The organism is Pseudomonas sp. Marseille-QA0332, assembly GCF_054950175.1.
Genome location: NZ_CM143106.1, coordinates 1,190,046 through 1,206,660 on the forward strand (window position 1 = coordinate 1,190,046; position 16,615 = coordinate 1,206,660).

A 16,615-nucleotide genomic window follows, 5' to 3' on the forward strand; every position below is an offset into this window, starting at 1 on the left:
CTACGAGGCCAACCCCAAGCACTCACTGCAAGCGCCGGTCTCACTCGTTGCAGCGTTCCTTCGTCGAAGCAGTCTCGCTTGTCCGGTGGCGATCACCAAGTGGCGAGATTGTGTGGCATTCAGAAACGTCGACCACGAATGCCGTAGCCATGACAGCGACCAAATCGCACAGGGATGCTCAACGCGCTCAGCGCGGTCAGGTGCCCGAGCTGGCATATCCCGAGCCACCGTGAACCGAACATGAAGAACAGACGTCCATCCACGTGGCAACGTGCTAATGATCCTGACCACCGGATCCAGTTTGAAAAAATCAGAGCGGAGCGTCAGCCCTTACGCCAAGGCGATTCTGCTTTCTTGGTCTGCAAGCACGAACCATGATGTTCAAGACAGAATTCTGGCATGGGTTGCGACGAGGCCCAAACGGTCGCTATGTGGAAATCGAGCTGATCTCCGATAATGGATTTGCCGGAGGCGCAACGAGCAGCGATCCAGCTACTGTCCTAAGGCAAGCTCTGGTAATGTGCTCAACCTATAGTCAGATGTCAGCTACCGACAGCCGTATCTTAGAGTCGTTGTCACTGCCCTCCCCATCTAGTCGGCCTGGAAATATAACTACACTAAATAACCATTTAGTGTAGTTATCCCTGTTGGCATCCAGCATTCTCCAAATCCCTCTACTTTTGATTCGCCATCTAACCGCAGCGCTTGGGCTTCTTGAGCACCTCAGCGACCGCCGCAAGACAACTTCTACCGCGCTGCTCGATGATCTCCTCGCCAAGCCACCGCCGTTTTCAATCCTAAGCCCAGTCAGCACCTTCTGTCGCCTCGACCGACCCCGGCCACGCAACCGGACTCTCATTACCCATGAGACTACGCTTTTCCACTACCCAAGCGAGGACGCCAGCAATGATTCATACCCTGCACATGGGCGGCGGCAACGCCCAGGACGACTGGCCGGAACTGGAGCGAGAGCTCGATGACAACGCTCAGGTGCCGGACCCCGATGCCGACCCGAGCGTAAGCGATGATGAGGAACCTCGAGGCGTACCGCCCAGCGCTCCGGAATCAGGTGCCTGACGAAACCATCAGCAGCCCCCCACCCTAAAAAAACAGCCCGCAAAATGCGGGCTGTCTTGGTGCTGCCGCCGTAGTCTAGACGGCCGCTGCCTTTTCCGGCGCGCCCGAGGCGTCGCTTGCGCCGGAGCCAGGCACCTGGGCTGGGGCCGCCACGGTCGAGGTGACCACTGGTGCGGCGCCGCCCGACACTCGCCACTGCACATCGGTAATACCGTAGCGCTCGGCCATGGGTCGGCTGACCTTGCGAATCTTCTCGCGACCGAACTTCGGGATGATACCGACTCCGGCATCGCAACTGGCCCAGTGCCAGGCTTCGGCGTTGTCCATGCGGTCGAGCCGGATGATGAAGTTGCGAGAATGGCCGTGCAGGCGGTATTCGATGATGTACAGCTGTGGGGTTGGCATCGTTTGGGCCCTCCTCTTCTCCATGGATGACACCGACATTGATCGGGGTTTTCCGAGAAGATTCAAAAGATTGAACAACAATTGGACAGCGCGCCTGCTATACCAGCCACGCGCCCTCACGCACCTGCCGGGACCAGCTGGATGGTCAGGCTGAACCCACCGAGCAACACCCAGAACACCAGGAACAACCAAGGTGTGCGCATGGAGAACAGCAGCGATTTGCGGTAGCCGCGGTGGCTGGATTCGGCCTCACTGAACAGTGGCCAGTCGTCATAGGCCATTCCCACGGTGGGTTCGTTGCGCAGCAGCTGGCTCTGCTTGAAATGCCAGTGATCGATGATGCCGTAGGCCGCGCGCAGCCCCGGCCAGGCGTTCAGCGTACTGACAATGCCCAGCAGGGCCAGGAACGGTGGCACGAACAATGTGAACAGGTGCCCCCATGACGGATTCAGGTTCGCCATACAAGAGCCGAAGGCGATCACCAGGAACGACTGGGCCGCCAGGTAGGCGTCCGTACGGTTGGCCAGAATGGTCGTCTCGTACTGGATTTCCCGACGATAGAACTCCAGCCGTTCCCTGGGCGAACCGAAGGCCAGGCCCTGCTCCTCCGTATGCAGGTCGTCGCTGTTGACCGAGGTGATGATCCGACTAGGCATGCTTCAGGCTCACCGTTGCAGGTCCGCTCTCGAAGTCTCCGCCGATGGCAGGCCAGGGGTCAGAATGACCTTGCGGCAGCGTTCCTGTTTCTCGTCGAACACTTCGTAGCCGCGCACCGCATCTTCCAGCGACATGCGGTGTGTGATGATCTCCTCGGGCCTGAGCTTGCCTTGTTCGATGTACTCCAGCAGCTCAGGCAGGAACTTCTGCACATGGGTCTGGCCCATGCGGAACGTCAGCCCCTTGTCGAAGGCATCGCCGAACAGGAAGCCATGGATCGGCCCGGCATACACGCCTGGCACACTGACCACGCCGCCGCGACGTACCGCGGCCATGCACTGGCGCAGCGCCTTGCCGCTGCTGCCTTCGATCTTCAAGGTGGTGAGCGCGGTTTCGATGGCGCTGCCCTTGGCTTCGAAGCCGACGGCGTCGATCACTGCATCGACGCCACGATGGCCAGCGGTCTGACGAATGATCGTATCAGCCGGGTCGTCGTCCTCGGCGAAGTTGATCGGCGTGACGCCGTAACGATCCCTGGCGTAGTCGAGCCGATAGCGGCAATCATCGACCATGAAGATGGTCTGCGCGCCGAGCATGCGTGCACAGGCAGCCGAGAGCAGGCCGACCGGGCCGGCACCGTAGATGGCCACGGACGAGCCCTGGGCGACCTGGGCATTGGTCACGGCCTGCCAGGCAGTGGGGAGGATGTCGGAAAGGAACAGCACCTTGTCGTCCGACAGCGTGCCGGGGACCTTGAACGGGCCGACGTTCGCCTTGGGCACGCGCACGTACTCGGCCTGGCCTCCCGGGATACCACCGTAGAGATGACTGTAGCCGAACAAGGCTGCTCCTGGCGGAATGGCCTTCTTGTTGATGATCGCACCACGCCCGGTATTGGTCGTCTCGCAAGCGGCGAACAGCTCCTGCTGGCAGAAGAAGCAGCCGCCGCAGGCAATCACGAACGGGATCACCACGCGATCGCCTTTTTGCAGATTGGTCACGCCGCTGCCAACGTCTTCGACGATACCCATGAATTCGTGGCCGAGGATGTCGCCGCTTTCGACCGTAGGCATCTTGCCGTGGTAGAGATGCAGGTCCGAGCCGCAGATGGCCGTGGCGGTGACCTTGAGGATGATATCGTCGGGGTCCTGCAGGGTGGGGTCTGGCATATTGTCGACCCGGACATCTTTGGCACCGTGATAGGTCAAGGCACGCATGGATTCGCCTCCGTCGGAAAACTGTCGAAAACCCCGCTGTCAGGCAGAAAGCACCTGCAGGAGCTTGGCACGGCAGACCGTGCTTAATTGGGAACCGTGAACAACCCGCAAAGCTCCATTGGATTCCGTCGGTCTGACGAACGGTGCCGTATATCGGGCCGACGCCTCTCTGCTTCCGTCTGTCCGGCCAGGCTGTACGGAGCGCACGCGCCATGCTTGAAAACAGATGGAACAATTGCCGGGGAACTTCTCTCGAACCGTCAGGAGCACGCCAACGACCAGGAGCCTGTATGAAACCTGCCAAGCCACGCGCAACCGTCATCTGCCGTCATGCCAAGCACAACAGCAAATGGCTGTGGGTACGCAAGCCGAAGGCTGCCTGGACGTTGCCGGGTGGTAAGATCGAGCCAGGCGAAACCCCTCGCCAGGCCGCTGCCAGGGAGCTGCTCGAGGAAACCGGTCTGCTGGCCGAAGACCTGCGCTTTCTGATGCGCTACGAAGCCCCCAATCGGGTGCACTACGTATTCGAGGCGGCATTCGCCGATGCGCCTGCACCCAGCGCCAGCAACGAGATTGCCGACTGTCGCTTCGAGCGCCTGGATCGCGCGCCACAGCTCAAGGATGAAATCCGCACCGTGATTCGCTCGCTGCTGGAGTGCGACCAGGAGATGGCCGCCTCCGTCCGCTGAGCGGCAAGCCGCTCAGGCGTGCACGCTCCATTGGCAGGTCCCGGCATCGATAGGCAGTTCGTCGATGGCGTGGATCATGCCCGTCTCCAGTGATTCGCGAGGGCCCAGGATACGCGGATGGGCCATCAGGTAGCGCGGTACATCGAGCGATTCGGCCGCGCCCTGGGTGCGCTCGGCCACGATCTCGGCATACAGGCGCAGGTCATAGTCCAGGCTCATGGCGTACTCGGCCATGCGTGAGTGGTCGACCGAGCCATGCAATGTCCAATGGAACGGATGGAACAGGAACTTGCTGTAACTGCAGGCGGTGCGGTGCTCGCCGGCCAGGAAGATGATGTTGCCCATGGATTCGACGGTGCCGAGATTGTGTGTATGCACCGGCACCGGCAGCGACCGCAGGTAGTTGTAGAGCGTGAAGCCGTAGCTGCACTCCCCGCCCATGGTGGCGATGTTCACCTGCAGCACATCGGCGCCCTGCTGGATGGCGCGTGAACACGTATTGATCAGGTTGCCACAGGTCGAGGAATTGATCGGGCCGGTGTAGTGGATGATGTGTCTTGCCATGATGTTCTCCTGGATGAACTGCTCGATTCCCGTGAGGAGGCAGACGTCGGGACAGGTGGCCGGGCAGGCCGATGCAGACCATGGCCCGGCCGCACCAGGTGCGCCAGGCGTTGGATGATGCAGCTGAGGCTGCGCTGCCTGACCAGGTCAGGCAGGCGCGCCGGGATCTTGCGTCAGACCCTCGACGTCAGGGTCGTCCGGCAGGACTTCCGGCTCATCCGCCTCGCTGTCGGACGCAGAGGGTTGCGGGGTCTTGCCAGGTTCTTCCATCAGCTCTTCTTCACTCATCCGGGAATCTCCTCTCTCGCAGCAGTGGGGCGACTATTCGGTGGAATCGCCTGCCACGGCAAAGTTCAACCAGGATGCTCCGGGCCGACCCGATGGCGGTGATTGAACCCTGCCGCCCATTGGCAGGTCGCAAATGGTGTGTACCTCGCCCGCGCCTACCGCGCCGCGCCGCGCCGGGTACCCGACCAGGAGACCACAGATGTGCAGCCAGATGGCGCATGAACTCGCCGAAGCGATAAGGACCAGACCGTGAGCGATATCCGTGTCGGTATCTCGGGGTGGCGCTACGCACCCTGGCGCAAGGAGTTCTACCCTGCCGGCCTGCCCCAGGCCAGTGAACTGGCCTTCGCCGCGCGGGCGGTCAACAGCATCGAGATCAATGGGTCCTTCTACAGCCTGCAGACGCCTGAGCGCTACCGCGCCTGGCATGACCAGACCCCGGCTGGCTTCGTGTTCGCCCTCAAGGGCCCGCGCTTCATCACCCACATGCTGCGCCTGGGCGCCATAGACCAAGCCTTGGCCAATTTCTTCGCTTCCGGCCCCTTGTTGCTGGGTGACAAGCTCGGCCCGATCCTCTGGCAGCTGCCACCGACCATGAAGTTCGACGAGACGCGCCTGGCCGGTTTCCTCGAGCGCCTGCCGGCCAACCGGCAAGCGGCTGGCGACTGCGCTACCCGCTGCGCCGAGCACCTGCGCGGCAACGCAGGGCTGGATATCGCTCTCGAAGCGGACGCGCCCCTGCGGCATGCGCTCGAAGTCCGGCACGAGAGTTTTCTTTGCGAGCGCTTCGTCGAATTGCTGCGCCAGCACGGCGTGGCACTGGTCGTCTCCGATAGCGCTGGCAAGTGGCCCTATGTCGAGGACGTGACCGCCGACTTCATGTACCTGCGCCTGCACGGTGATGTCGAGCTGTACAGCAGCGGTTATACCGCCAAGGCGCTGCGCCGCTGGAAGACCCGGATCCTGAACTGGGCCGCCGGAAGCCAGCCCGACGACGCGCGCCTGGTCGCCCCACGGCAGATTCCGCCGCAACGGCCGCGCGATGTGTACTGCTATTTCGACAACGACCAGAAGGTCCACGCACCCTTCGATGCGCGGCGTCTGCTGGAAAAGCTCGACGCTGGCCACGCCACGCTTGCCGAGCCCGGCGTCGCGCCAGGAGCCGCACCATGATCAAGACCATGCCCATGCCCGCTGCCGTCATCGACAAGGTCACGGCGGTGCACCGTCTCAACGTGTTGACCATCAACGTGCACAAGGGCTTCACCGCCTTCAACCGCCGTTTCATTCTGCCTGAGCTGCGCGAAGCCGTGCGCGCGACCGGGGCGGACCTGGTATTTCTCCAGGAAGTCCATGGCAGCCATGCGCAACATGCCCTGCGTCACCCAGCCTGGCCAGAAGCGCCGCAGTATGAGTTCCTTGCCGACAGCATGTGGCCGCAGTTCGCCTACGGCCGCAATGCCGTCTACCCCGACGGTGACCATGGCAATGCCCTGCTCTCCAAGTTTCCGATCCTCGAACGCCACAACCTGGATGTGTCGATCCACGGCAACGAGCAGCGCGGCCTGTTGCATTGCCGCCTGGACGTACCGGGTCATGATCAGGTGCATGCGATCTGCGTGCATCTGGGCTTGCGCGAGGCACACCGCCAGCGCCAGGTCGCGCTGCTGCTCGAGCTGCTCGAGCGCCTGCCGGCCAAGGCGCCGGTGATCATCGCCGGGGATTTCAACGACTGGCGGCTCAAGGCCGACGAAGTCCTGTCGCAGCGCCTGGTGGAAGCCTTCGGCGAACGCTTCGGCACACCGGCCCGCAGCTTCCCGGCGCGTTTCCCGCTGCTGCGTCTGGACCGCATCTATCTGCGCAATACCATGCCCAATGGCGCAACCGTGTTGTCCAAGTATCCATGGTCGCATTTGTCCGACCATGCCCCCCTGGCTGCGGAGGTAAGTCTGTGAGCGAACGCTGGGTCGACGGCAACCATGTGGAGTTGCTGATCAACGGTGAGGAGTTCTACCCGCGTGTGTTCGAGGTGATGAGCCAGGCGCGGGAAGAGATCCTTTTGGAAACCTTCATCATCTTCGATGACAAGGTTGGGCGAGAGCTGCGCGAGGTCCTGATCGGAGCGGCCCGGCGCGGTGTCCGGGTGGAGGTTGCGGTCGACGGCTACGGCACGGCAGACCTGCCGGACGCCTTCATTGCCGGCATGACCGAAGCGGGGGTGCATTTTCACGCCTTCGACCCGCAACCGCGGGTCATCGGCATGCGTACCAACCTGTTCCGCCGCCTGCACCGCAAGATCGTCGTGGTCGACGGTGAGCGGGCCTTCATTGGCGGCATCAACTTCAGCGCCGACCACCTCGGTGACTATGGTCCCATGGCCAAGCAGGACTACGCCGTGGAAGTCAGCGGCCCGGTCGTTGCTCAGCTGCACGCCAGCAGCCGCCACCTGATGGCCCCGGTACTCAAGCCCAGGAGCCAGGTGCGCCCGGTGACCGAACCTGCCGGCCACATCAGGGCCGCCCTGGTGGAGCGGGACAACCAGCGTCACCGCGACGATATCGAGGAGCAATACCTGCAAGCGTTTCGTGCTGCACGCAAGCGGATCGTGGTAGCCAACGCCTATTTCTTCCCCGGCTACCGCTTGCTGCGCGAGCTGCGCAATGCCTCGCGCCGAGGCGTCGAGGTGACCCTGGTGTTACAGGGGCAGCCGGACATGCGCTGGGTACGCGCGCTCTCACGGCTGCTGTATAACTACCTGCTTCGCGAAGGAATCCGTATCCATGAGTACTGCGAGCGACCGCTGCATGGCAAGGTCGCGCTGGTCGACGACGAATGGTCCACCGTCGGCTCGAGCAACCTCGACCCGCTGAGCCTGTCCTTCAATCTGGAAGCCAACCTGCTCATCCGTGATCGCGGCTTCAACCAGCGTCTGCACGACCATCTGACGGCCTTGGCCGGCAAGCAGTGCAAGGCCGTGACCCTGGAGCGCATGGTGCGTGGCTACTGGTGGCGCGCCCCGTTGATCTTCCTGTGCTTTCACGTCATCCGCAATTTTCCGCGAATCGCCGGCTGGTTCCCGGCGCATCGGCAGCGGCTCAAGTCGCTGCAACCGGTCACCGAACCGCAAGGCACCTACCGCGAGGGCAAGACGTGATGGACCGCAAGCGTTGGCAAACCTGGGGCAAGCGATTGCTGACCGTGTTCTTCCTGATCCTGGTACCGGCACTGCTGTACTCGCTGGCGCGCAACCTGGATTGGAACGAAGTGCGTCAGTCGCTGATGGCCTACAAGCCGATGACCTTGGCCGTGGGGCTCGCCATCGCCTTGTGCAGCTACCTGGTATTCGCCAGCTACGACCTGCTGGGCCGGGCCTACACCGGGCACGAGCTGCCGGCCCGCCAGGTCTTGCCGGTAGCCTTCGTCTGCTATGCCTTCAACCTCAACTTCACCACCTGGGTCGGCGGCGTGGCGCTGCGTTACCGGCTCTACGGCCGGCTCGGCCTGGATACCGCGACCATTACCCGGATCCTTACCCTAGGCCTGCTGACCAACTGGGTCGGCTACATGCTGCTGGCCGGCACGGTGTTCGCCTTGCGCCTGGTCAAGCTGCCGGAAAGTTGGGCCGTGGGTGCCACCGGGTTGCAACTGATCGGCTTGCTGCTGCTGGCCGTGGCCGCGACCTACCTGCTGGCTTGCGGCTTCGCCAAGCGGCGTACCTGGCATGTGCGCCAGCACGAGATCACCCTGCCCTCGCTGCGCCTGGCCATGTGCCAAATAGCGCTGGGCGCTTGCAACTGGGCGCTGATGGCCCTGCTGATCCACTGGCTGCTGCCTGAACCGATGTTCTATCCCTCGATCCTTGGCATCTTCCTGATCAGCGCCATCGCCGGCGTCGTGGCGCACATCCCGGCCGGCCTCGGCGTGCTGGAGACCGTGTTCCTCGCGCTGCTGGCCGGTCAGCTCGGCCAAGGCACGCTGGTCGCGACCTTGCTCGGCTATCGTACCTTGTACTACCTGATTCCATTGATCATCGCGGTCATCGCCTACCTGGTGCTGGAAAAACGCGCCAAGGCCATGCGTCAACGCGGGCAGGCGACCCTGCACAAATCCTGACACAGGGCCATGGGCCCGGGAGGTGAGCATGCGTATGAGTGCCTTGCTTGGGCTGGCCTGCAGCCTGGCCAGCGGACAACTGCTGGCGGCGGCCTGCGATGTCGTCACGCGATCATCCAGCGAAGCGATCGCCCCCGTGGAGCGACACACGTGCTACAGCTTCACCCACATGCCGGCAGAGGCGATCGCCTGGTCCTGCAGCAACGAGAGCAAGGAAATGCTCAACAGCCAGAAGAAGCAGGTCGGCGAATGTGCCCAGGGCAGCGTCGGGCGTTGTTCGGTGGCGCTGACCCAGGAAGCGCTGGCCAACCCCAACGCTGCTGGCAGCGACCAGCCCTCCACCCGTCCGAGCATCCCCGACCAGGCGCGTGTGGTCACCCAGTACTACAGCGCCGCCGATCTGGCCCAGGCCCGTAGCGACTGCGAGCGCAACGACGGCATCTGGCATACCCAGTGATGTAGCACAGCGCAACCCAACCTTCACTGTGAGGAAATCGTCATGGCACAAGGCAGCAAGGCCAAGTACACCGACAAGCAGAAACGCAAGGCCGAGCACATCGAGGAAGGCTACGAGGCCAAGGGTGTATCCAAGGGCGAGGCCGAATCACGGGCCTGGGCCACGGTCAACAAGCAGTCCGGAGGCGGCGAGCGCCAGGGCGGCTCGGGGCGCAAGACCAGCGCCAAGGCCAAGGAGGACGCGCGCAGCAGCTCGGCCAAGCGTGCCGCGGCGACGCGCAAGGGGGCGCCGCGCTCGGGCGAGGCGCTGGAAGACATGACCATGAAAGAGCTGATGGAGCGTGCCCGCCAGCATCAGATCGCCGGGCGCTCGAGCATGCGCAAGGCCGAGCTGGTCCAGGCATTGAAGAAAGCTGCATGAACTGCCCGGTTCCCGGCTGCCGTCGGGAACCGGTCTGGCACGTCAGCCCTGGATGTAGACGACTTGCGTGCGGGTGTATTCGTACAGCCCATGCTTGCCGTCCGCGCCACCGATGCCGGACTTGCGCGCGCCGGCATGGAAGCCCTGCATGGCTTCGAAGTTCTCCCGATTGATGTAGGTCTCGCCAAAGTCGAGCTCGCGGCTGGCCTTGAGCGCCGCACTCAGGTCGCGGGTGTAGATCGACGAAGTCAGGCCATACTCGCTGTCGTTGGCCAAGGCGATGGCTTCGTCCAGGTCATCCACCACCTGGATCGGCAGTACCGGACCGAAGATCTCCTTGCGCATGATTTCCATGCCGGCCGAGCACCCGGCCAACACCGTGGGCTGGTAATGGAAGCCCGCGCCGAGGTCGGCCACCTGCCCGCCAGTCACCAGCTCGGCGCCCTCGCCGCTTGCCGTGCGCACCATCTGCGCCACTTTGTCCAGCCCGGCCTGGTTGATCAACGGTCCCATGTCCAGGTCGGCCTGCCGCGACGGATCGCCATAGCGGGTCGCCGCCATCGCCTGGGCCACCTTGTCGGTGAACGCATCGGCGACCTTGCGCTGGACATAGACCCGCTCGGCACAGTTGCACACCTGGCCGGTGTTGATCACCCGCGAAGCGACGATCGCCTTGACGGCCAGCTCCAGGTCGGCATCGGCGAGCACGATCGCCGGCGCCTTGCCGCCCAGCTCGAGATTGAGCTTGGTGATGTTCGGCGCCGCCGCGGCCATGATGCGCGCGCCCGTGGCGACGCTGCCGGTGAAACTGACCAGGTCCACGCCAGCATGGCTGGACAGCCCTTGGCCAACGCTGGCGCCCTTGCCACCGACGACGTTGAACACCCCGCTAGGCAGGTCGGTCTCGGCCACCAGCTTGGCGAATTCATGGCAATTGATTGGCGTCTCCTCGCTGGGCTTGATCACGATGGTATTGCCGGTGAGCAAGGCCGGCGCCATCTTTCGGGCGATGAGGAAGAAGGGGAAGTTCCATGGCAGGATGCCAGCGACCACGCCCAGTGGCTTGCGCAGCAAGAAGATATGTTCGGCAGGGCGGTCGCTGGTCAGCACCTCGCCCTCCAGCCGGCGTGCCCATTCGGCCATGTAGTCCAGGTAGTCAGCGGTGAAGTTCACCTCCACCAGCGCCAGACCCGGCACCTTGCCCTGTTCCAGGGTGATGATGCGGGCCAGACGCTCGGCGTTGGCGCGCACCTTGCCGGCAATCTGGCGCAGGTAGCCGGCCCGTTCGATGGCCGGTCGGGCTGCCCAGCTCTTTTGTGCCCGGCGCGCCGCGGCGATGGCCCGTTCGACCTGCTCGCTGCTCGATTCCGGTACCCTTGCCAGCAGCTCGGCGTTGGCCGGGTTATGCACCTCGATCAGCTGTTCGCTGGCAACGAAGGCGCTGTCGATGTAGTTCTGATAGGTTGCATCGTGCATGGCGGTCACTCCTGGGGTTGGTTGTCGGCCAGCGACCGGTCGACGGCGGGCTTGGCGCTGAACTGCTGCCAGGCGTCGCCCTCGCGCTTGAGGTCGTGGGCGCGCTTGATCAGGTACTGGTGCACTTGCTCGACCTCTTCGGGCTTGAGCGCGTCGGCGAACGAGGGCATGCCGTCCGGGACGCGGCCGCCATAGAGGATGCCGAGGAACATCTGGTGTTTTTCCGGGGTGAGCTTGCGCAGGTCCGGCAACACCCCGCCACTCACGGCGTGAATGCCGTGGCATTGCGAGCAGTTGCCGTCGTACAGGGCCGCGCCCGCGGCCACGGTCTGTTCATCGGCGGCCAAGGCCGGCGGCTCAGGCGCGTCGGCCGGTGGCGAAGGCTCGCGCAGCGGTGCCGTGCCGCCGAGCTTGTAGGTCAGCACCTGGGCATAGGGCTGCACACCGGCGCGCAGCGACAGCGCGCCGGCGAAGGTCGAGAAGGCGCCGCCCCAGCCGGCCATGAAGGTGACGTACTGCTCGCCATCGACCGAATAGGTGATCGGTGCCGCCATCACCCCGCTGGCGGCGGGTGACTCCCACAGTTTCTTGCCAGAGTCGGCGGCATAGGCGATCACCCGGCCATCGGCGCTGCCCTCGAACACCAGGTTGCCCGCGGTGCTCAAGGTACCGCCATTGAAGATGGTGATGTATGGCACTTCCCAGGCCGGAGCCTGCTTGACCGGATCCCAGGCGATCAGCTTGCCGGACCAGGTCTTGGCCATGTCCAGCAGGCCGTCGGCGTTCTCCGGCATCATCCCGGTGCGCAGCCCCAGCTGGTAGACGCTCTTGAACGGATGACGCTTCGGCGCCTCGGGAATGTGTTCGTAGTAGGCCGACATGATGTGTGCCGGAATGTACACCAGCCCCGTATCAGGGTTGTAGGACATCGGGTGCCAGTCATGCGAGCCCCAGAAGGCTGGGGTGACCAGCTTGCGCTTGCCATCCTTCCAGTAGGCCGCTGCCTCGTCGTCGACGATCGGCCGGCCAGTCTTCATGTCGATGCCCTTGGCCCAGTTGACCGGCACGATGTTCCTGGCTGACAGCAGTTCCCCGGTGGCCCGGTCGAGCACATAGAAGAAGCCATTCTTCGGCGCCTGCATCAGGACCTTGCGTGGCTTGCCGTCGATCGGCAGCTCGGCGAGGATCATGTGCTGGGTGGCGGTGAAGTCCCAGGCGTCGCCTGGCGTGGTCTGGTAGTGCCAGACGTATTCGCCGGTATCGGCATTGACCGCGACGATCGAGGACAGGAACAGGTTGTCGCCCTTGGCCTGGCTGCGCCACTTGGGATCCCACATCGAACCGTTGCCGACACCGATGTACAGCAGGTTGAGCTGCGGATCGTAGGCGAAGGAGTCCCAGGCAGTGCCGCCGCCGCCCTGCTCGACGAAGGCGTCGCCATGCCAGGTCTGGCGAGCGATCTCCATCGCCTTGTTCTCCGCTGGCAGCTTCGGATCGCCCGGTACCGTGAAGAACCGCCAGGCCTGCTTGCCAGTCTCGGCGTCATAGGCCGTCACGTAGCCGCGCACACCGAACTCGGCGCCGCCGTTGCCGATGATCACCTTGCCATTGACCACCCGCGGCGCCCCGGTGATGGTGTAGCTGCGCTTGTCGTCGTTGCGGGTATCGACCGACCAGACCCGCTTGCCAGTGCTGGCGTCGATCGCCTCCAGACGACCGTCGAGCACGCCGACATAGACCTTGCCCTTCCAGACGGCCACCCCCCGGTTGACTGCGTCGCAACAGGCCTCCCCGGCCCTATGCCGGTCGGACTGCGGGTCGTACTTCCACAGCAGCTTGCCGTCGCGCGCGTCCAGTGCATACACCACCGAAAACGGCCCGGTGGTGTACATCACCCCATCGACCACGATGGGCGTGGCCTCGACGCCACGGTCCAGGTCCAGCTTGTAGCTCCAGGCCAGGCCCAGCTGGCTGACGTTGCTGGCATTGATGGCCTTCAGCGGGCTATAGCGCTGCTCGTCGTAGGTGCGCCCATGGCTCATCCAGTTGCCCGGCTCCTTGTCGGCGGCGATGATGCGCTGGCCGTCGACTTCGGCCGCCTGGAGCGGCACGCCGACCAACGGCGTCAGCGTGACCAGCCCCCAGGCCAGGGCGGCGAGCGTGGTATGTCTCCTCGAGGCAGGCGGCGCGGATGGCGAGCCTCTGTGCAGCAGGCCAGTACGATTCATCGAAGGATCTCCGTTCTTATTAGTGGCCGAACACCCACTGGTGCGGCATCGCTACCCGAGCAACCGCTGTGCCAGGCCCGGCACGCCAGGCTGAAAACGGCGTGGCAGAGCCCTCCGGATGAAGCTCAAGCCGCCTTGGATGAACACGTGCATGTGTCAGCCGTACCGGTTCTGGCACACCTGTGTCAGCGCGAGCTACAGCCATGAGCGGCAATCGGCAAACCGCAAGCCACAGGAAAAAGCGAGACGGGTGTCGTTGCAAGCACCTCGTCCAGCCACCACGACCGGCTTGGGTCTGTGGCTCACGATTGGCATTTGCCGCCACTGCCGCTAGGGTGTGCTCATCCCTCTACCGAGCACCTCGCGATGCGCGCCTGCCTTTTCCTGATCCTCGGCTTGACCTGTACTCACCTGCTGGCGCAGCAGACCGTGTCCAACGACACGGCCTGGACGCTGGAGGATCAGTTCGAGCATGCCCATACGCTCGATGCCGGCACGCGCGTGCTGATGATCGCCCGCAGCATGTCCAGCGCACGGCTGGTCAACAGCGCGCTGGAACATACCCCCGATGGCTACCTCGACCAGCGTGGCGTGCTATTCGTGGCCGATATCGAGAAACTGCCGAGCGTGGTGCAATCGCTGCTGGTCCCGAGCATGCGCTCGGCGCGCTATCGCATACTGCTGGACCGCGATGGTCAGGTGGCCGCGCGCTATGCCGGCGATCGCGACAGCGTACAGTGGCTGGAACTCCAAGGCGGCAAGGTGGTGCGCGAACAGCGCTTCAGCGACCTGGCCAGCCTGCGCCAGGCCTTGGCCGGCCTGGCTGGCGACTAGGCTCTGCACGAAAAAGTCGCCGAGCGGCGATCAGGCAAGACGAAAACAGGCGGGCAAGCGGAGTTTACGGGTTGCAAACGAGCATTCCGAGCCTGTTCGCAACGTAGCCTGATTGTCGCGCTGGCACTTTTCGTACAAAGCCCAAGCAAGGCTTGGCGAGCAAGCCGGTCGACGAACAGACAGGGCGCAGGGCAGCGGTTCAGGACGCCTTGCGCGAGCGCTTGGCAGGCTTCTTGTCCGAGGCGGGCTTTGCCGGGGTCTTCTTCGCGGTGTCGGCCTTCCTCGTCGAAGACCTGCTGCCCAGGCTGCGCTTGAGCAGCTCGGCGAGGTCGATGATATCGGCGCCCTTCTCCGCCGTTTCGCCTTCCTCCCTGGCCACCACGCTGATCTTGCCCTTGCTGGCCTTTTCCTCGACCAGCTCCATGATCGTTTCGCGGAACACGTCCTTGTAGTCCCCTGGCGTCCACTCGCCACTCATGTCCTCGACCAGACGCTTGGCCATTTCCAGCTCGCGCTTGTCGATCTTGGCCTCGGTGACGCTCTTGTCCAGCTCCAGGCTGTCGAGGTCGCGGACCTCGTCTGGCCAACGCAGGGTGATCAGCGCCAAGGCGTCTTCCAGCGGACGCAGCAACGCCAGGTGCTGCTTGGTGTGCAGCACCACGGTGGCCAGCGCCACCTTGCCGCTGCTGGCCAGCGTCTGGCGCAACAAGGCGTAGACCTTGCCCCCGCGTTTGTCGGGACTGAGGTAATAAGGAGTATCGAAATGCTGCAGGGGGATTTCGCCAGCATCCACGAAGGAAAAGATGTCGATGGTCTGGGTTGCCTCGGGACGTGCCTCGCGAATCTCCTCCTCGCTGATCACCACATACTGGCCTTTTTCATGTGCCACGCCCTTGACGATGTTCTCCCGGTCGATTTCCTTGCCGGTCACCTTGTTGACCCGCTTGTAGCCGACCGGCTCCATGCTGCGCTTGTCCAGCCAGTCGAAATCGATACCCTGGCTGCTGACCGCGGAATTGAGCGATACGGGAATATGCACGAGGCCGAAACTGATGGCGCCTTTCCAGATTGCCCGGGCCATGTCCTGCTCCTTGACGAAAGGTTGGGGCCACAAGCTGCAAGCTGCCAGCCGTTCAAGGTGTCTGTGCGATCAGATCACCCGCAATACCGGCTTCGCTGTTTGCTGCAACGTGCAGCTTGCGGCTCGAAGCGTGCAGCTTGAAGCCGACTTCAGGGCAGCGGATTGCCGCCGGTGACGCCGAACACCTCGCCGGTGATGTAGCTGGACTCCTGGCTGGCCAGCAACACGTACAGCGGCGCGCATTCGGCCGGCTGCCCGGGACGCTTCATTGGCGTCTGGCTGCCGAATTCCGGGATCTTCTCCTGCGGCTGACCACCGCTGGGCTGCAGGACGGTCCACACCGGGCCCGGCGCCACGGCGTTAACGCGGATGCCGCGTTCGATCACCTGCTTGGCCAAAGCCTTGGTGAAGGCCACGATGGCCGCCTTGGTGGTGGCATAGTCCAGCAAGGTCGCCGAAGGCTGGTACGACTGGATCGAGGCGGTGTTGATGATGGTGGCCCCGGCCGGCATCAACGGTACGGCAGCCTGGCACAGCCAGAACAACGCGTAGACGTTGGTCTTCATGGTGTGGTCGAACTGCTCGTGGGTCACCTGGCTGATGTCCTTGCGCGCCTCCTGCTTGCCGGCCACGTTGACCAGGATATCCAGGCCGCCGAGCTTCTCGTGCGCCTCATCGACCAGCTGCTTGCAGAATGCCTCGTCCTTGAGATCGCCGGGCAGCGCGACGGCCTTGCGCCCTTCCGCCTCGATCAGCTTGACCACCTCGCGGGCGTCGGCTTCCTCCACCGGCATGTAGTTGAGCACGATGTCGGCGCCCTCACGGGCGAAGGCAATGGCCGTGGCGCGGCCAATGCCGGAGTCGGCACCGGTGATCAACGCCTTGCGCCCGGCCAGGCGGCCAAAGCCCTGGTAGGTTTCTTCGCCGCAATCGGGCTTGGGCTTCATCGCCTTGTCCAGCCCAGGCGGCTGCTGCGGCTGATGCTCGAATGGCGGCTGGGGATACTGCGTCAGGGGGTTCTGCATGCTGAACTGATCGCGTGGTTTGCTAGGCATGTCTACCTCCGTGGAAAGATTCTTCGCGCCATGGGCGCCTGCATGGCATTCGAG

At 63.8% G+C, this 16,615-nt stretch carries 18 protein-coding genes; 9 read left to right on the top strand and 9 right to left on the bottom strand.

From position 1 onward, the window contains the following. Window positions 1-906 precede the first annotated feature (906 nt). Window positions 907-1,077 carry a hypothetical protein gene (locus tag ACY8GK_RS05710; RefSeq protein ID WP_196178710.1) on the top strand — a complete coding sequence of 57 codons (171 nt, stop codon included), beginning with the start codon at window positions 907-909 and terminating at the stop codon, window positions 1,075-1,077. A 75-nt stretch (window positions 1,078-1,152) separates the two neighbouring features. On the opposite strand, the gene ACY8GK_RS05715 is transcribed toward ACY8GK_RS05710, so the two are convergent. The 3 genes from ACY8GK_RS05715 to ACY8GK_RS05725 all read right to left on the bottom strand — a co-directional run bounded on the left by ACY8GK_RS05715 (window position 1,153) and on the right by ACY8GK_RS05725 (window position 3,356). Further along, window positions 1,153-1,482 (bottom strand): DUF6555 family protein, encoded by a 330-nt coding sequence (locus ACY8GK_RS05715; protein ID WP_230375896.1) that lies wholly within the window; start codon window positions 1,480-1,482, stop codon window positions 1,153-1,155. A 116-nt stretch (window positions 1,483-1,598) separates the two neighbouring features. Beyond that, a complete protein-coding gene (locus ACY8GK_RS05720) occupies window positions 1,599-2,138 on the bottom strand; it encodes a hypothetical protein (protein ID WP_196178709.1) in 540 nt (179 codons plus the stop codon). Window positions 2,139-2,147: 9 nt separating this feature from the next. Further along, on the bottom strand, window positions 2,148-3,356 hold the full coding sequence (locus ACY8GK_RS05725) for a zinc-dependent alcohol dehydrogenase (protein ID WP_196178707.1): 1,209 nt from the start codon (window positions 3,354-3,356) through the stop codon (window positions 2,148-2,150). 290 nt (window positions 3,357-3,646) lie between these two features. On the opposite strand from ACY8GK_RS05725, the gene ACY8GK_RS05730 reads away from it, so the two are divergent. Beyond that, window positions 3,647-4,045: an NUDIX hydrolase gene (locus ACY8GK_RS05730; RefSeq protein WP_196178705.1), complete on the top strand. Its 399-nt coding sequence runs from the start codon at window positions 3,647-3,649 to the stop codon at window positions 4,043-4,045. 12 nt (window positions 4,046-4,057) lie between these two features. On the opposite strand, the gene ACY8GK_RS05735 is transcribed toward ACY8GK_RS05730, so the two are convergent. Both ACY8GK_RS05735 and ACY8GK_RS05740 read right to left on the bottom strand, forming a co-directional pair. Then, the gene (locus ACY8GK_RS05735) at window positions 4,058-4,609 is read right to left on the bottom strand and encodes an ATP-dependent Clp protease proteolytic subunit (protein WP_196178703.1); all 552 of its coding nucleotides are present in this window, start codon (window positions 4,607-4,609) and stop codon (window positions 4,058-4,060) included. A gap of 147 nt (window positions 4,610-4,756) precedes the next feature. Continuing rightward, the gene (locus tag ACY8GK_RS05740; RefSeq protein WP_196178701.1) at window positions 4,757-4,897 is read right to left on the bottom strand and encodes a hypothetical protein; all 141 of its coding nucleotides are present in this window, start codon (window positions 4,895-4,897) and stop codon (window positions 4,757-4,759) included. Between the two features lie 249 nt (window positions 4,898-5,146). Between ACY8GK_RS05740 and ACY8GK_RS05745 the strand changes: the two genes are divergently transcribed. The 6 genes from ACY8GK_RS05745 to ACY8GK_RS05770 are packed head-to-tail and all read left to right on the top strand — an operon-like array spanning window position 5,147 to window position 9,887. After that, window positions 5,147-6,070, top strand: a complete 924-nt coding sequence (locus ACY8GK_RS05745) for a DUF72 domain-containing protein (protein WP_196178699.1) — start codon at window positions 5,147-5,149, stop codon at window positions 6,068-6,070. After that, a complete protein-coding gene (locus ACY8GK_RS05750) occupies window positions 6,067-6,852 on the top strand; it encodes an endonuclease/exonuclease/phosphatase family protein (protein ID WP_462402557.1) in 786 nt (261 codons plus the stop codon). Before ACY8GK_RS05745 ends, ACY8GK_RS05750 begins: the two co-directional genes overlap by 4 nt. Then, window positions 6,849-8,051 carry a cardiolipin synthase ClsB gene (gene clsB / locus ACY8GK_RS05755; protein WP_462402558.1) on the top strand — a complete coding sequence of 401 codons (1,203 nt, stop codon included), beginning with the start codon at window positions 6,849-6,851 and terminating at the stop codon, window positions 8,049-8,051. Before ACY8GK_RS05750 ends, clsB begins: the two co-directional genes overlap by 4 nt. Beyond that, complete coding sequence (locus tag ACY8GK_RS05760) at window positions 8,051-9,010, top strand: lysylphosphatidylglycerol synthase domain-containing protein (RefSeq protein ID WP_196178693.1); 960 nt, start codon at window positions 8,051-8,053, stop codon at window positions 9,008-9,010. Before clsB ends, ACY8GK_RS05760 begins: the two co-directional genes overlap by 1 nt. Window positions 9,011-9,038: 28 nt before the next feature. Continuing rightward, window positions 9,039-9,467, top strand: a complete 429-nt coding sequence (locus tag ACY8GK_RS05765; RefSeq protein ID WP_196178691.1) for a hypothetical protein — start codon at window positions 9,039-9,041, stop codon at window positions 9,465-9,467. 42 nt (window positions 9,468-9,509) lie between these two features. Further along, window positions 9,510-9,887, top strand: a complete 378-nt coding sequence (locus tag ACY8GK_RS05770; protein WP_196178689.1) for a Rho termination factor N-terminal domain-containing protein — start codon at window positions 9,510-9,512, stop codon at window positions 9,885-9,887. A 42-nt stretch (window positions 9,888-9,929) separates the two neighbouring features. Here ACY8GK_RS05770 and aldA read toward each other — a convergent pair whose 3' ends face one another. Further along, entirely contained in the window at window positions 9,930-11,363 is a 1,434-nt protein-coding gene (aldA, locus tag ACY8GK_RS05775; RefSeq protein ID WP_462402559.1) for an aldehyde dehydrogenase, read from the bottom strand. A gap of 5 nt (window positions 11,364-11,368) precedes the next feature. After that, window positions 11,369-13,591, bottom strand: a complete 2,223-nt coding sequence (locus ACY8GK_RS05780) for a PQQ-dependent dehydrogenase, methanol/ethanol family (protein ID WP_196178685.1) — start codon at window positions 13,589-13,591, stop codon at window positions 11,369-11,371. Window positions 13,592-13,957: 366 nt separating this feature from the next. Here ACY8GK_RS05780 and ACY8GK_RS05785 point away from each other — a divergent pair, with 366 nt between their 5' ends. After that, window positions 13,958-14,425 (top strand): hypothetical protein, encoded by a 468-nt coding sequence (locus ACY8GK_RS05785; RefSeq protein WP_196178683.1) that lies wholly within the window; start codon window positions 13,958-13,960, stop codon window positions 14,423-14,425. 199 nt (window positions 14,426-14,624) lie between these two features. Here the strand turns inward: ACY8GK_RS05785 and ku are convergent, their stop codons facing one another. Together ku and ACY8GK_RS05795 are read right to left on the bottom strand one after the other, a co-directional pair. Further along, window positions 14,625-15,506, bottom strand: a complete 882-nt coding sequence (gene ku / locus ACY8GK_RS05790; RefSeq protein ID WP_462402560.1) for a non-homologous end joining protein Ku — start codon at window positions 15,504-15,506, stop codon at window positions 14,625-14,627. Window positions 15,507-15,655: 149 nt separating this feature from the next. Continuing rightward, window positions 15,656-16,561 (bottom strand): SDR family oxidoreductase, encoded by a 906-nt coding sequence (locus ACY8GK_RS05795; protein ID WP_196178679.1) that lies wholly within the window; start codon window positions 16,559-16,561, stop codon window positions 15,656-15,658. Window positions 16,562-16,615 lie beyond the last annotated feature (54 nt).

What these genes read in the sequence shown, in the direction of transcription:
- ACY8GK_RS05760 (WP_196178693.1), top strand. Translation starts at nt 8,051, where the DNA reads ATGGACCGCAAGCGTTGGCAAACCTGGGGCAAGCGATTGCTGACCGTG.
- ACY8GK_RS05780 (WP_196178685.1), bottom strand. Translation starts at nt 13,591, where the DNA reads ATGAATCGTACTGGCCTGCTGCACAGAGGCTCGCCATCCGCGCCGCCT.
- ACY8GK_RS05710 (WP_196178710.1), top strand. Translation starts at nt 907, where the DNA reads ATGATTCATACCCTGCACATGGGCGGCGGCAACGCCCAGGACGACTGG.
- ACY8GK_RS05785 (WP_196178683.1), top strand. Translation starts at nt 13,958, where the DNA reads ATGCGCGCCTGCCTTTTCCTGATCCTCGGCTTGACCTGTACTCACCTG.
- ACY8GK_RS05750 (WP_462402557.1), top strand. Translation starts at nt 6,067, where the DNA reads ATGATCAAGACCATGCCCATGCCCGCTGCCGTCATCGACAAGGTCACG.
- ACY8GK_RS05795 (WP_196178679.1), bottom strand. Translation starts at nt 16,561, where the DNA reads ATGCCTAGCAAACCACGCGATCAGTTCAGCATGCAGAACCCCCTGACG.
- ACY8GK_RS05770 (WP_196178689.1), top strand. Translation starts at nt 9,510, where the DNA reads ATGGCACAAGGCAGCAAGGCCAAGTACACCGACAAGCAGAAACGCAAG.
- ku (WP_462402560.1), bottom strand. Translation starts at nt 15,506, where the DNA reads ATGGCCCGGGCAATCTGGAAAGGCGCCATCAGTTTCGGCCTCGTGCAT.
- ACY8GK_RS05720 (WP_196178709.1), bottom strand. Translation starts at nt 2,138, where the DNA reads ATGCCTAGTCGGATCATCACCTCGGTCAACAGCGACGACCTGCATACG.
- aldA (WP_462402559.1), bottom strand. Translation starts at nt 11,363, where the DNA reads ATGCACGATGCAACCTATCAGAACTACATCGACAGCGCCTTCGTTGCC.
- ACY8GK_RS05735 (WP_196178703.1), bottom strand. Translation starts at nt 4,609, where the DNA reads ATGGCAAGACACATCATCCACTACACCGGCCCGATCAATTCCTCGACC.
- ACY8GK_RS05765 (WP_196178691.1), top strand. Translation starts at nt 9,039, where the DNA reads ATGCGTATGAGTGCCTTGCTTGGGCTGGCCTGCAGCCTGGCCAGCGGA.
- ACY8GK_RS05730 (WP_196178705.1), top strand. Translation starts at nt 3,647, where the DNA reads ATGAAACCTGCCAAGCCACGCGCAACCGTCATCTGCCGTCATGCCAAG.
- ACY8GK_RS05725 (WP_196178707.1), bottom strand. Translation starts at nt 3,356, where the DNA reads ATGCGTGCCTTGACCTATCACGGTGCCAAAGATGTCCGGGTCGACAAT.
- ACY8GK_RS05715 (WP_230375896.1), bottom strand. Translation starts at nt 1,482, where the DNA reads ATGCCAACCCCACAGCTGTACATCATCGAATACCGCCTGCACGGCCAT.
- ACY8GK_RS05740 (WP_196178701.1), bottom strand. Translation starts at nt 4,897, where the DNA reads ATGAGTGAAGAAGAGCTGATGGAAGAACCTGGCAAGACCCCGCAACCC.